At 69.7% G+C, this 13,046-nt stretch carries 13 protein-coding genes and 1 pseudogene; 5 read left to right on the forward strand and 9 right to left on the reverse strand.

Annotated features, from left to right (window positions below; translation table 11 throughout):
- Window positions 1-133: 133 nt before the first annotated feature.
- Window positions 134-634, reverse strand: a complete 501-nt coding sequence (locus tag ABTU92_RS16155) for a MarR family winged helix-turn-helix transcriptional regulator (protein WP_408092397.1) — start codon at window positions 632-634, stop codon at window positions 134-136.
- Window positions 635-970: 336 nt separating this feature from the next.
- Between ABTU92_RS16155 and ABTU92_RS16160 the strand changes: the two genes are divergently transcribed.
- From ABTU92_RS16160 to ABTU92_RS16170, 3 genes are read left to right on the forward strand one after another with little or no spacing between them, the layout of a single operon-like run.
- Window positions 971-1,729 carry an ABC transporter ATP-binding protein gene (locus ABTU92_RS16160; protein WP_408092399.1) on the forward strand — a complete coding sequence of 253 codons (759 nt, stop codon included), beginning with the start codon at window positions 971-973 and terminating at the stop codon, window positions 1,727-1,729.
- Window positions 1,726-2,556, forward strand: coding sequence for an ABC transporter permease (locus ABTU92_RS16165; RefSeq protein ID WP_408092401.1), 831 nt, complete (start codon window positions 1,726-1,728; stop codon window positions 2,554-2,556). Before ABTU92_RS16160 ends, ABTU92_RS16165 begins: the two co-directional genes overlap by 4 nt.
- A gap of 51 nt (window positions 2,557-2,607) precedes the next feature.
- A complete protein-coding gene (locus tag ABTU92_RS16170) occupies window positions 2,608-3,039 on the forward strand; it encodes a RidA family protein (RefSeq protein ID WP_111358046.1) in 432 nt (143 codons plus the stop codon).
- 48 nt (window positions 3,040-3,087) lie between these two features.
- Here ABTU92_RS16170 and ABTU92_RS16175 read toward each other — a convergent pair.
- The 5 genes and pseudogenes from ABTU92_RS16175 to ABTU92_RS16195 all read right to left on the reverse strand — a co-directional run bounded on the left by ABTU92_RS16175 (window position 3,088) and on the right by ABTU92_RS16195 (window position 6,439).
- Window positions 3,088-3,452: pseudogene (locus ABTU92_RS16175) on the reverse strand (DUF5615 family PIN-like protein).
- Window positions 3,452-3,682 carry a DUF433 domain-containing protein gene (locus ABTU92_RS16180; protein WP_408092403.1) on the reverse strand — a complete coding sequence of 77 codons (231 nt, stop codon included), beginning with the start codon at window positions 3,680-3,682 and terminating at the stop codon, window positions 3,452-3,454. Before ABTU92_RS16180 ends, ABTU92_RS16175 begins: the two are co-directional and overlap by 1 nt.
- Before the next feature lie 67 nt (window positions 3,683-3,749).
- A complete protein-coding gene (locus ABTU92_RS16185) occupies window positions 3,750-4,679 on the reverse strand; it encodes a U32 family peptidase (RefSeq protein WP_408092405.1) in 930 nt (309 codons plus the stop codon).
- A 144-nt stretch (window positions 4,680-4,823) separates the two neighbouring features.
- A complete protein-coding gene (locus tag ABTU92_RS16190) occupies window positions 4,824-5,765 on the reverse strand; it encodes a peptidase U32 family protein (protein WP_408092515.1) in 942 nt (313 codons plus the stop codon).
- Window positions 5,766-5,884: 119 nt separating this feature from the next.
- Entirely contained in the window at window positions 5,885-6,439 is a 555-nt protein-coding gene (locus ABTU92_RS16195; protein ID WP_111358051.1) for an SCP2 domain-containing protein, read from the reverse strand.
- 235 nt (window positions 6,440-6,674) lie between these two features.
- On the opposite strand from ABTU92_RS16195, the gene ABTU92_RS16200 reads away from it, so the two are divergent.
- Window positions 6,675-8,171, forward strand: coding sequence for a UbiD family decarboxylase (locus tag ABTU92_RS16200; protein ID WP_408092407.1), 1,497 nt, complete (start codon window positions 6,675-6,677; stop codon window positions 8,169-8,171).
- A 154-nt stretch (window positions 8,172-8,325) separates the two neighbouring features.
- On the opposite strand, the gene ABTU92_RS16205 is transcribed toward ABTU92_RS16200, so the two are convergent.
- The gene (locus tag ABTU92_RS16205; RefSeq protein WP_408092409.1) at window positions 8,326-8,760 is read right to left on the reverse strand and encodes an META domain-containing protein; all 435 of its coding nucleotides are present in this window, start codon (window positions 8,758-8,760) and stop codon (window positions 8,326-8,328) included.
- Between the two features lie 205 nt (window positions 8,761-8,965).
- On the opposite strand from ABTU92_RS16205, the gene ABTU92_RS16210 reads away from it, so the two are divergent.
- Complete coding sequence (locus ABTU92_RS16210; protein WP_408092411.1) at window positions 8,966-10,180, forward strand: hypothetical protein; 1,215 nt, start codon at window positions 8,966-8,968, stop codon at window positions 10,178-10,180.
- Window positions 10,181-10,466: 286 nt separating this feature from the next.
- Here the strand turns inward: ABTU92_RS16210 and ABTU92_RS16215 are convergent, their stop codons facing one another.
- On the reverse strand, window positions 10,467-12,209 hold the full coding sequence (locus ABTU92_RS16215; RefSeq protein ID WP_408092413.1) for a TRAP transporter large permease subunit: 1,743 nt from the start codon (window positions 12,207-12,209) through the stop codon (window positions 10,467-10,469).
- On the reverse strand, window positions 12,206-12,907 hold the full coding sequence (locus ABTU92_RS16220; RefSeq protein ID WP_408092517.1) for a TRAP transporter small permease subunit: 702 nt from the start codon (window positions 12,905-12,907) through the stop codon (window positions 12,206-12,208). Before ABTU92_RS16220 ends, ABTU92_RS16215 begins: the two co-directional genes overlap by 4 nt.
- Window positions 12,908-13,046 lie beyond the last annotated feature (139 nt).

Below are 13,046 nucleotides of genomic sequence, written 5' to 3' on the forward strand. Positions count from 1 at the left end.
TCTCTGCAGTCTTTGTATGAAGTGTGCACCACGGCCGGCGCGACCCGCAAGGCCGTCGCGGTCGGACGCGGTCGTGGCGTTTCGCCCACCGACACAGGGTGGCGTTCCGGCGGCATCGACTCGACCGGCGCGCTCATTCCCCGCGCCCGTTCGGCATCTCGTCCTCGAAGGTCGCCAGCAGCTTGCGCAGGAGGTGCGCGAGCGTCGCCTGCTCGGCCGCGGTGAGCCGGTCGGCGATGTCGCGCGAGTGCGCCGCGTGCGCGTTCATCGCCTTGTCGGCGAGCACGGCGCCGCGCCGCGTCAAGGCGACGCGCGTCGCGCGGCGATCGTCGGGATCGGGACGCCGCACCGCGAGCCCCGCCTTCTCGACACGGTCGATGCGGTTGGTCATCGCGCCGGAGGACAGGAGACAGGCGTCGTAGAGCGCCGTCGGCCGCACGCCGTCGGACGCGCCGGAGCGCCGGATCGTCACGAGAAGATCGAACACGTCCCAAGTCAGGCCGAACGGCTTCAGCCAGCCGTCCACCGCCTCGCGGAGATGCGCAGAGAGCCGAAGGATGCGACCGAGCGTCGCGAGATAGTGCACGTCGATGTCGGGATGCGAGGCGTTCCACTCGGCGATGAAGCGGTCCATCGCGTCCGCAGCAGTCGCCGCATCGCCGAATCTCGCTGCACCGCGGGACGATCCCGCGGCGCGGGACGACACTGCATCGGATCGCGGCACCGGCTGCCTCCGCAATTATCTTGACATGAAGATAATCACGTCCGAGGCTTCGGTGCAACAGACCAGCCGGCCCGCGGGTCCGGCCCGAGCCTCGTGCCCCCGGAGGTGAACATCATGTCGTCAGCGCCGGCTGCCGCTCCGCCCGTTGCGACATCCGCACCGCATGCATCGGCGCCGCGAGCGTCGGCGACGACGATTGCCATAGAAAACATCGGCCTCACCTTCCCGTCGAAGAGCGGCGAGCCGGTGGTCGCGCTGTCCGACGTGAGCTGCCGCTTCGCGCCCGGCAAGGTGACGGCGATCATCGGGCCGAGCGGCTGCGGTAAGAGCACGCTGCTGCAGATCGTCCGCGGCTTCCTGACGCCGACCCGCGGCAAGCTGCGCTTCGTGAGACTGGGCAGCGAGACCGACGAACAGGCGATCCGAGACGTCGCGCCACCCCACATGGCCACCGTCTGGCAGGCCTTCAATCTGTTCCCGTGGCGCACCATCGTCGACAACGTGGCGTTCGGGCTGGAGGTCGCCGGCGTGTCCAAGGCCGAGCGCCTCGCCCGCGCCAGGAAGGCGCTCGCCGCCGTGGATCTCACGGGCTTCGAGCAGAAATATCCGCGCCAGCTCTCCGGCGGCATGCGCCAGCGCGTCGGCATCGCCCGCGCGCTGGTGATGGAGCCAGAGCTCCTGCTGCTCGACGAGCCGTTCGGCGCGCTCGACGCGCAGACGCGCCTCGTCCTGCAGGAGCAGCTCGCGACCCTGGTCGAGCGCAGCGGCACCACGGCGATCCTGGTCACCCACTCGATCGAGGAGGCGATCCTGCTCGCCGACTCCATCCTGGTGATGACGGCGCGGCCGGGCCGCATCGCCGCCGAGATCCAGAACGACCTGCCGCATCCGCGCAGCATGGCGACGACGCACGACCCGCGCTTCTCGGCGCTGTTCGACCAGATTTACGGCCTGCTGCGCCAGGAGGTGATCCGCGCCATGGCGACCGAGGGAGGCGACGCGTGAGCCCCGACACCACGGCCGGGCCGCTGGCGAGCCCGGACACCGCGCCGGCGGCGCCGCCGCGCGGCCTGCTCGCGCGCCTCGGCGAGCCCAAGGCGCTGAGCTGGATCGCGGTCGCGGTCGTGATTCTCGCCTGGGAGCTGACCGTGATCGTGCTCCAGCTCAACCCGATCTACCTGCCGCGACCGAGCCGCATCGTCGTCGCGCTGTTCGACATGTTCCGCAACGGCGGCCTGACGACCGACCTGATCGCGACGCTCACGCGCATCTTCGGCGGCTTCTTCATCGCGCTCGTCCTCGGCGTCGCGCTCGGCGTCTGGATGGCCGTGTCGGTGCGGGTGCGGGCGATCGCCGACAACTTCATCGCCGCGCTCTATCCGCTGCCCAAGGTGACGCTGATTCCGCTGCTGATCATCTGGCTCGGCACCGGCGGCCCCTTCATGCTGACGATCAGCATGCTGGGCGCGTTCTTCCCCGTCGTCATCAACACGGTGCTGGGCATCAGCCAGTGCGACCAGGGCCTGGTGCTCGCCGCCCGCGATCTCGGCGCGTCGCGCCGCCAGATCATCCGCATGGTGCTGCTGCCGAGCGCCATCCCGTCGATCTTCGCCGGCATCCGGCTCGGGCTCGGCGTGTCGATCATCCTGGTCGTCGCCGCCGAGATGGTGGTCGGCAAGGTCGGGCTCGGCGCGCGGCTCTATCTCGCCGGCCAGGTGCTGGAGACCGAGCAGGTGTTCGCCGTGCTGATCGTGCTCGCCACCCTCGGCATCGTCGTCACCAAGATCCAGGACGCCATCGACGTCCGCCTCGGCCACTGGCGCGTCAACTGATCCCTCTCACGTCCTTCGCACCTCACCAATATCAACGCACCGGAGACGTCCATGACCTTCGAGCTGAAGTCGATCCATCCCGATCCGTCGCAGGCCCACAAGATGCCCTATGCGCCGGCTGTCCACATCGTCGGCGCCTGCGACCTGATGTTCATCTCGGGGGCGACCGCCTCGGCGCTCTATCACGACCATCCGCATCGCGACGAGGAGCACGTGCATCCGCACGCGATCGAGGATCAGACGAAGAACGCCATGGAGGCGATCAAGTCGATCCTCGACGAGGTCGGCGCGAGCTGGAAGGACGTCGTCAAGGTGACGAAGTACCTGACCGACATCCGCGACGGCGACGGCATGCACCGCGCCATGCGCCCCTATTTCGGCGACTGGCGTCCCGCCAGCACGATGGTGTGCATCAACCAGCTCTCCTCGCCCGGCGCCCGGGTCGAGCTCGACATGATCGTCGCGCTGCCGAAGAAGGGGTGACGGTCATCCTGTCACGCATGATGGCCGGGCTCGTCCCGGCCATCATCGTCAATGTGATCGAGTCTGCAGGGCACGCATTCGGATGCGGCCGCGCTCGACAATGCTGAAATGCCCAGCCCAGTCGGCTCGTTCGGCGATACGCGCGGCGATCGCCGCCCTGGCATCGTTCGGCGGGGGCATCGGGAGGCGAAGCAGGATCACGCCGGAGGTCGCCGGCAGGCCGCGGCGCCAGGCCAGCTCACCGAAATCCTTGTCGAGGTCAACAATACGCGCTCGTCGGCGACGGCGCGGGCCAGAACCGCATCATCCGGAGCGCCCGGCGCGTCTTCGCGCACCCAGGCGACATCGTGCCCGGCCGCCCGCAAGGCGGTGACGACCGCGGCTGGAATGTTCTCGTTCGCCAGGAAGCGCATCAGGCGATGCTCGGATAGACCTTCTCCGAGGTCAGGAGGCCGTGCGCATAGGCGAGGCACGCCGTGACGTCTTCATGGGTGAGGCCTGGATAGGTCTGCAGAATGTCGGCCTCGCTCCAGCCGTCTGCCATGAGCCCGATGACGAAGTCGACCGAAATCCGCGTGCCGCGGATCACCGGTTTTCCGGTCAGGACCGCGGGATCGAGCACGATACGGGACAGGTCGGCCACGGGATCATCCTCCGATGGCCTAGTCTAACGTGAATCTCTCGACCTGACACCGGGGCCGTGCGGCGCCCTACCCGGCCAGCGCGATGCGCTGGTGACCGGGCTTGCCGTGCAGGAAGCCGTTGGAGAAGACGGCGTTCGGCATCAGGGCGGCGACCCGCGCCTCGCCCTCGGCCGCCGCGATGGTGCCGTCGAGCACGTCGCGGAAGACTTGCGCGAGCGCGACCATGTCGCAGGTGTGCGGCGACAGGCGGAACGACCCGACGCCGCATTTGGCGAGCACGTCGACGTCGGCGATCAGGTTGACGACGGTGTCGCTCATCGTCTGCACGCCGTTGACGGCGAGGAAGCGGCGGCCCTCCAGCGTGTCGACCTCGAGCCCGTCCGGATCCTTGTTGCAGACGAACTGGCAGGAATCCTTGGCGAGCGAATGGATGCGCGCATGGTAGCAGCGCGCCGAGATGGCGAGGGGCGCGCGGCCGAACGCCCAGGCCTCGAGCGTCGCGGTCGTCGCCTTCACGGCGAGCGCCGCCATCGCGGTCATCGGCAGCTCGGGCGGCAGGCAGATGTGCACGGCGCCCTGCTTCTCCATGAAGGCGACCGTGCCCTCGTTGTAGACGTTGATCAGCGGGCCGATCACGTGCGGCCGGCCGCCGAGCGGGCCCAGCGCCGAGACGTCGCTCGCCTCCACCAGCACGCCGGGGATCGCCAGCAGGTCGTCGATCATCTTGCGCTCGCGCGGCAGCGTCGGCAGCGCCAGCGAGGAGAGGATCACGGTCTTGCCGCCGCGCTGCAGGCGCTCGATCACGGCCGGCATGTCGTCCTGGTAGAACGGCAGGCGCTTCGAGCACACCACCTCGCCGACGCAGACGCGCTCCACCGGCGCCTCGTCGGCGACCCGGAAGTGATAGTCACGCCACTGCTCGGGCGACCAGTTGAACAGCACCGCCCCGAGCGTGAGGGTGCTGCGTGCAGCGGTTTCGGACGTCACCATCATCATCAGTCCCGGTTTCCCGACGGCGTCATTCCGGGGCGACGCGCAGCGTCGAACCCGGAATCCAGCCGAGAGCTCGGAGTCTGCCGCTGGATTCCGGGTTCGCGCCTTCGGCGCGCCCTGGAATGACCAGCGACGGCTCCGCTGTTCTCATCGCCACGTCTTCTGGTAGGCGCCGCGCGTCGTCGAGGCGCCTTCGGAGAGCGCCGTCAGGGCGCGCGCATTGATCGGCAGGCCGCGAGTGTGCTGGTCGAGCGCGCCGCGCAGCGCCCGCACCACGGCGTCCGTGTAGCTGCGGCTCCTCTGCCGGCCCTCGATCTTCAGCGCTGTCACGCCGGCCTCGTGGAGCGGCGGGATCAGCAGGCTGGCGTCGAGGCTCGCCGGGTCCTCGAAGATGTGCGAGGTCTCGCCGTTCGCCGTGAAGCGGCCCTTGCACAGCGTCGGATACGGCATCGGCTGGCCGCCCGGCACCGTGTTGATCATGAACTCGCCCAGCCGCGAGACGAAGTTGCCCTTCTCCTGCGCATAGGTGACGTGGCTCGGCGGCGAGCAGACCCCGTTCATGTTGGGCGAGCAGCCGGTGGCGTAGGAGGACAGCGAGCAGCGCCCCTCCGCCATCACGCACAGGCCGCCGAACACGAACACCTCGGTCTCGCAGGGGATCTCCTTGTTGAGGACGGCGATCTCCTGGACGGTGAGCACCCGCGGCAGCACCACGCGCCGCACGCCGAAGCGCTCGACGAAGAAGCCGATCGCCTCGGGGTTCGCCGCGGCCGCCTGCACGGAGAGATGCAGCCGCAGGTTCGGGTGCTTCTCGGCGGCGTAGTCGAGCAGGCCGATGTCGGCGACGATCGCGGCGTCGCCGCCGACCTGGGCGATCGTGTCGATGGCACGATGCCAGGCATCAGGCTGCCCGGCGCGCGGGAACGTGTTGACGGCGATCAGCACCTTGACGCCGCGCTTGTGCGCATAGGCGACGCCCTCGGCCATCTCGGCATGGCTGAAGTTGAGGCCGGGGAAGTTGCGCGCGTTGGTGTCGTCGGCGAAGCCGCAATACACCGAGTCGGCGCCCGCCTCGATGGCGGCCCGCATGGCCGCCGGCGTGCCGGCCGGGCAGACCAGCTCGAGCTTGCCCTTCGGCGTCCAGGTGTCATTGGACGTCGCGCCCGCCGCCTTGCCGGCGCCGGGCCGTTCGGCCGTGAGAGTGGGGGTCATGAGCCGCTCCGTGGGCGGGCGAAGGCGATGCCGGTGATGCGCTCGGCGACCGAGGCGGCGAGGCGGCCGACCTGCTCGGCCGGCGAGGCGAGGGGACCCAGCACCGCGGCGGCTTCGGCGACGAGGTCGATCTCCGCGTCGTCGAGCGCGTTGCGTAGCGCCACCACGGCCGACATGTCGCCCTCGACCGTGAGGTCGCGCGAGAAGAACAGGGCGTCGCCGTCATAGGCGCCGTGGATCAGGCCGACCAGCGCGCCGAGCGGCCCGGCGATGCGGGCGTCGGCCTCGGGCTCCTCGCCGGGACGCACCACCAGGATCTCGGGATCTTCGGCGCGCGGCGTCATCACGACGATGAAGGGAAGGTCGGTCGGCTCGATGAGGAATCGCTTCCCCGCCTGATCGCCGAGACGGGCGAACATGCCGGGATGCCGCCTGGCGGCCGACTTGACGACGAGATCGAGGGCGGCCGCGAGCGGGGCGAGCGGCAACGGCCGCAGGCCGAACGCGAGAACCCCCGGGAGCTCGGGGACTGTGGCTGAATTGCTCGACATGGAAGGGCTTGGTTACCCCGCCGGGGCGGCTAGGGCTTTGTTCTATGTCAAGGACGCACGACACTGCCGGACTTCTTGATCGCACCGGCTGGAGTCCAGGGTCATGGTCATTCCGGGGCGCGGCGAAGCCGCGAACCCGGAATCCAGACACGATCTCGAACCTTGCCGCTGGATTCCGGGTTCGCACCTGCGGTGCGCCCCGGAATGACGACGCCGAGCGGCGTCAGGAGGGCCCGTGCCGATCCGAGACTTTCCGCCGTTCCGCGACCTTCGCGAGTTTCTGCGCCACCTCGACGCAGACGGGGACGTCGCGCGCGTCGCCGAGCCGGTCGGCATCGTCCACGACATGGCCGAGGTCCACCGCCGGGTCATCGCCCGCGACGGGCCGGCGCTGGTCTTCGAGCGCCCGCGAGACGCGAACGGCCGCATCCTGCCCGTGCCGGTGATCACAAATCTGTTCGGCACCCGCAAGCGCGTCGCCGCCGGCCTCGGCATCCGCCCGGAGCGGCTGGCCGAACTCGGCGAGGCGCTGGCCTCCTTGCGCGAGCCGCAACCGGTCGACGGGCTGCGCGACGCGCTCGCGCGTCTCCCCATTCTTCGCGCGGCGATGCGCACCCGGGCCGAGACGGTCGACCGTCCGGTCGTGCAGGAGGAGGTCCGCACCGGCCGCGACGTCGACCTCGGCACGCTTCCGGTGCAGACCTGCTGGCCCGGCGAGGCCGGCCCGCTGATCACCTGGGGCGTCGTGACGACGCGGCCGCCCGACCAGGAGACGGTCGCCGGCTACAATCTCGGCATCTACCGCATGCAGGTGCTCGGGCCGGATCGCGTCATCATGCGTTGGCTGCACCATCGCGGTGGCGCCAAGCACCACGCCCAGTGGGCCGCGCAGGGCAAGGACACGCCGGTCGCGGTCGCCATCGGCACCGATCCGGCGACGATGCTGGCCGCCGTGCTGCCGCTGCCGGAGACGCTGTCGGAGATTCGCTTCTCCGGTCTCCTGCGCGGCGCCCGGCCGCGCCTGGCAAAGGCCCGCACGGTGCCGCTGATGGTGCCGGCCGATTCGGAGATCGTGCTGGAAGGGTTCGTGTCGGCGACCGAGACGGCGCCGGAAGGACCGTTCGGCGACCACACCGGCTACTACAATTCCGTCGAGCCGTTCCCGGTGATGCGCGTCACTGCGATCACGACGCGGCGCGACCCGACCTATCTGTCCACCTTCACGGGCCGCGCCCCGGATGAGCCCGCCGTGCTCGGCGCGACCTTCAACGAGCTGTTCCTGCCGATCGTGAAGCGGGCGTTCCCCGAGATCGTCGACGTCTGGCTGCCGCCGCACGCCTGCTCGTACCGGATGGCGATCATCTCCATCAAGAAGCGGTATCCCGGCCACGCCCGGCGCATCATGATGGGCCTGTGGGGCATGCTGCCGCAGTTCACCTACACCAAGCTGATCGTGGTGGTGGACGACGACGTCGATCCGAAGAGCTGGGACGACGTCGCCTGGGCGATCGCGACCCGCTTCGACGCCTCGCGCGACCTGATGGTGATCGACCGCACGCCGATCGACTATCTCGACTTCGCCTCGCCCCTCTCCGGCCTGGGCGGCAAGCTCGGCCTCGACGCGACCAACAAGATCGGCACCGAGACCAGCCGCGAATGGGGCGCCGTGCTCAAGGCGACGCCCGACGTCACGGCGCGCGTCGATGCGCTGTGGCCGAAGCTGGGGTTGTGATCCGCAGCCTCCCACGCCGACTGCGACACACGCCTCTCCTCCGTCATGGCCGGGCTCGTCCCGGCCATCCACGTCTTTTGCGCCCAGACGTCGGAAGACGTGGATGCCCGGCACAAGGCCGGGCATGACGAGTCGGAGTGCAGGCGCGACCGTCTCAATTCCCTTGCTTGCGGAAGCGCAGCTCGGCCGGGCCGCCGGAGAGCACCAGGGCGTCGCCGACCACCTTCCAGTGGGTCGCCTGCTCAAGCGCGGCGATCATCGCCGTGTCGGCCTGGGCGCGTTCGGGCGGGCAGCCACGCGCCGTGCGCTCCCCGGTCAGCACCGTGACGGTATCGCCGGCGACGACGAGCCGGGCCATCACGGCGTCGCACCACAGCTCGATGTCGGCGATCCCGTTGTCGGCGATGTCGAGGATCGGCACCTTCTTGGAGCCCTTCATCGGGTCGGCGTCCATGCGCAGCTCCTGCCCGTAAGGAAACGCACCCTGCGCCTGTGCGTCGGTGGCCGCCATGATGGCGCCCCCCATGACGCCGCCCCACACGGTGAGCGCGAGGGACAGCCGCAGGACGAAAGCGCCGCGAAAGAGCATGAGGCCACTCCGAATCGAGAACAGGATCGAGAACGATAACGAGGACCGGATCGCGGCCGCAGCGAGGCGCTGCCGCGGTGCCGATGGGCCGGCCGAATGCGCCGGGCGGCGGCGTCGGGCGCCTTGTTCTTGCCGGCTGGCCGTGGTTGTGGTCAAGCGTCGGCGGTCGATCCCGCCGGCCTCGCCGTTTCTCCTGGAGGACTTCATGCGTGCGCTCGCCGCCGTCGCCGCCGCGTCCCTGACGCTCGCCCTTTCCGGCCCGGCCTTCCCGCAGGCCAAGGGCTCGCGACCGGCGCCCGCGCCGACGCCGCCGGCCGAGACGGTGCGCTACATCACGATCTTCGGCGAGCTGATGGGGGCGCTGTCGAGCGACGCGATCTGGCGCGAGGTGCGGCAGGGCAACCGCATCGTCTCGGCCGAGCTCGATCTCTGCCACTCGGTGACCCCGGGCTCGATCCGCAAGGACCGCTTCAAGATCGCGCTCAAGCCGGAGGGCGGCAAGCTGGTCGGCAGCGGCAAGAGCGAGCCGGAGGGCGTGCCCGTGACGGTGAGCCTGACCCGCAAGCAGGCGAACGACACGTTCTCGCTCGAGGGCACCATCACGCGCGACGGCAAGACGCAGCCGGCGGCGGCGACCGACCTCTCCGACATGAGCGAGCAGGAGTTCAAGGACCAGCAGGCGAGCGAGGAGGAGATCGTCACCGCGCCCGGCACCTTCGCCGACGTGTCGCCCGTGGCGGTCGCCGTGAAGGTGTCGCGCGACGGCCTGCCCGAGCTGGTGAAGAGCCTGCGCGGCCAGGGCGTGCGGGTCGACTATGCGAGCCTGGTGCAGACCTGCACGGATCTGCGCAGCGGCCATCAGACGGTGCGGCTGGAGACGGCGCCGGAGCGCGCCGCGGCGCTGGTCTCGAAGCTGCAGGGCATGCCGGGCGTGATCATGGCGGGCTGGACCACCGGCGCCTACGGGATCGAGCGCGCCGTGCGGATCGACGCGGCCGCGTTCATGGACGGCGGCGCCCTCAAGGTCGACGCGCTGAGCGAGCGGTTGTCGGCCGCGGTCGCCGCGGCGCTCGCGGCGAAGCCGGTCTCGGCGCGCTGGGACGAGGTGACGCGCGAGGTGACCATCACGCTCGAGCGCCCCGATCAGGCGGCGCGCGGACTCGATCTCACCGAGGTGATCGAGGTGACCCTGCTGGTCGGCCCGGAAAAGCCCGCCGGCGGCGACGGGTTGGTGATCTGGCTCGGCGAGTCCTCGGTCGAGCCGGCCGACAAGGCGGCCGGCGCCCAGCTCGCCTTCACGGGCGGGTATCACGGCCAGGAGGAGGAGGGCGCCGCGGTCGAGACCGACGCGCTGCTCGCGACCCTCGCCCGCGACCTGAAAGGCCGGGTGTGGGACGCCGAGAACCAGAGCTGGAAGTAGGGTGCGCCGAATCTCGTCCCTCTCCACGCGAGGGCTGGCGCGGGCACCTTTCACGACGCCTGGATCGCCGCATGCGAACGGTTGTGAGGAGCCTCTGACGATACGGCGAGTGCTGCGCGGCTCCCTCTCCCCGGCGGGGAGGGCTGGGGTGAGGGGGGACTGACGCCGGTTGTTTCATCGAGAGGGCGGCACCCCCTCACCCGACGCGCTGTGCGCGTCGACCTCTCCCCGCTGGGGAGAGGTGAAAAGAGCGCGCCGTTGGTAGCCCGCGCTCCAGCTTGGTGCCTCACCCCCCGTACAGCCAGTTCGGCAGCCACAGCACGATGCCGGGCCAGATGTACATGATCACCATGCACAGGATGACGACGCCCATGTAGGGCATCATCCCGGCGAAGATCTGGTTGATGGTGACGTGCGGCGGCGCCACGCCCTTCAGGTAGAAGGCCGACATGGCGACGGGCGGCGACAGGAAGGCGGCCTGCAGGTTCACGAAGACGAGCACGCCCCACAGGATCGGGTCGATGCCGAAGTGCTTCAGGAGCGGCAGGAAGATCGGCACGAAGATGATGATGATCTCGGTCCATTCCAGCGGCCAGCCGAGAATGAAGATGATCGCCTGCGACAGGATCATGAACTGGGTGGGCGTGAGGTCGAGCGACAGCACCCAGCGCTCCAGCAGCGCCTGACCGCCCAGCACCGCGAACACGGCCGAGAACAGCGCCGAGCCGACGAACAGCCAGCACACCATCGCGGTCGTCTTGGCGGTGAGGAACACCGCCTCCTTGGTGCGCTTCCAGTCGAGCGTGCGGGCGAACAGCGCCAGCAGGAAGGCGCCGAACGAGCCGACCGCCGCCGACTCGGTCGCCGTGGTGATGCCGAGCAGGATGACCAGCAGCACCGTGATGCTGAGCGTGGCGATCGGCAGGACCGAGGAGGTGAGCAGCTTCAGAAGCGAGAAGCGCTCCGCCCCCATGCGCCAGTAGTAGCGGACCAGCATGGCGGCCAGCAGCACGCCGACCACGGCGTAGGTGACGAAGAAGCCGGTGCCCGGCCCGGTGTCGGCCGCGGCCTCGACCGGGGCGGCGCCGCCGAGTGGCTGCAGGCCGAGCGACTCGATCTCCTCGGCCGGCGCGCGATGGATGACGACGTACCACCAGACGAGCCCCATCAGCGCGGCGGCGAGCACGAGCGGCACCAGCGCGATCAGGAAGTTGGCGACGAGCGCGCCGTAGCCGACCGGTGTGCCGTCCTCCCGCTTGACGGCCCGGGCCCGCGCCGGCGAGGCGAGCGCCGACACGAAGGTCTTCAGCACATTGGGCGAGTAGGCCGCGCGCAGTCGGCTCAGCCATTCCGGCACCGGCACCCGGGTCTGGTCCGGCGGCAGCGGCGGGGCGAGCGACGGCTGGATGAGGGCACGGCTGATGATGTAGACGATGTAGAGCGTGGCCAGGAAGAAGCCCGGGAACATCGCGGCGGCGTAGAGCTTCACCACCGACTGGCCGGCGACCGCCGCATAGACGATGATCATCACCGACGGCGGGATGAGAATGCCGAGCGTGCCGCCCGCCGTGATGACGCCGGCGGCGAGCTTGACGTCGTAGCCGGCCCGCAGCATCGGGCCGAAGGCGATGACGCCCATCAGCACCACGACGGCGCCGACCAGGCCCGAGGCGAGTCCCCAGAAGGCGCAGACGATGAGGCTCGCGACCGCCAGCGACGCCGGCACCCGGCTGAACGAGAGCTGCACGCTGTAGAACATCTTGTCGACGAGGGCGCCGCGCTCCATCACGTAGCCCATCAGCACGAAGAGCGGGATGGAGATCAGCACGTCGTTGGTCATCGCGCCGTAGGTGCGCTGGACCATCAGGTCGAAGACGCGGTTGTCCCACCAGAACTGGGTGGGATCGTAAAAAGCGTAGAAGCCGAAGAAGATGCCGAGCCCCATCAGCGTGAAGGCGGTGGGGAAGCCCATCATGATGGCGATCACGATGAGCCCGAGCATCAGGAGCCCGAGGGCGGGATCGCTCATGTGTTCAGGTCTCCCCCCATGCCGCGCTGGCGCGCGGTCTCGTCTATGGCGTGGGCGCGGGCGATCGCCGCCTTGCGGGTGTCCTCGTCGACGTACTCGCTGTTGGCGAGCTGCTCCTCGATCACGTCGAGCTCGGCGACGTCCTTGAGCCGCGGCGGCCACACCCCGGACTTCAGGCAGACCACGCAGCGCAACATTTCGGCGAGCCCCTGAATCAGCACGAGCACGCCGGCGATCGGGATCACGGTCTTGAAGGGATAGACGGGCGGTCCGTCGGCCGTCACGTTCGAGTGCTCGAGGATGCGCCAGGAATCCTGCGCGTAGTGCAGGCCGGCATAGACCAGCGCGCCGATGCCGGGCAGGAAGAACACCACGTAGAGAATCAGGTCGAGCGTCGCCTGGGTCCGCGGCTTGAACGAGCCGTAGAGGAAATCGCCGCGCACATGCGCGTTCTGGGCGAGCGTGTAGGCGCCGCACAGCATGAAGACGGTGCCGTACAGCATGTTGTTGAGATCGAAGATCCAGGCGGTCGGCGCGTTGAAGAGGTAGCGCTTGAACACCTCGATGACCACGACGGTCATCAGCGCGATGATCAGCCAGGCCGCGGTCTTGCCGACGATCGTGCTGATCAGGTCGGCGACGTAGAGCACGCGCTGCACCGGCTTGGCGCGGCGGATCGCCCGGGTGGACTGGAGCATCGACATGGGCGGAAACGCTCGGCGCGGCGGCGATCGGGGCGCATGGCCCGTCCGACGCGCCGCGGACGGGACGTCGTCTGGCCGGAGAAGACGGGCCGGCACCGGCACCGGTGCCGGCGCCGGGGACCGGGAGCGGCCG

Source organism: Rhodoplanes sp. SY1 (assembly GCF_046000175.1).
In the GTDB taxonomy this organism is placed as follows: domain Bacteria; phylum Pseudomonadota; class Alphaproteobacteria; order Rhizobiales; family Xanthobacteraceae; genus Rhodoplanes.